Here is a 234-nt window from a genome sequence, read left to right on the forward strand (position 1 = left end):
CTTAAAGATGGCCGGACTCCAGCGATTCTCACCAACACCATTCAGATGAGCAACCAGTGTTTTCACATCGTATATTTCAAGCAACTTAGCCAAAATCACCTGTGCGGCGGCCTCGTTATCATCTGTCATCGGGTTCATGGAGCCTGCTACTGAAAAATTATCCTGCATACGTTTAACCGGGCGAAATGGATAGTCGACAGGTTAACATAAATTGGTGCAATTGACGTTTCAGCA

1 pseudogene is annotated in these 234 nt (G+C 45.3%); it reads right to left on the bottom strand.

What is annotated here, in order from left to right:
* Positions 1-168, bottom strand: a pseudogene (locus FDX22_RS23875) (DNA (cytosine-5-)-methyltransferase); the annotation flags it as partial.
* Positions 169-234: the final 66 nt, after the last annotated feature.

The organism is Citrobacter sp. TBCS-14 (assembly GCF_005280805.1).
GTDB lineage: Bacteria > Pseudomonadota > Gammaproteobacteria > Enterobacterales > Enterobacteriaceae > Citrobacter > Citrobacter gillenii.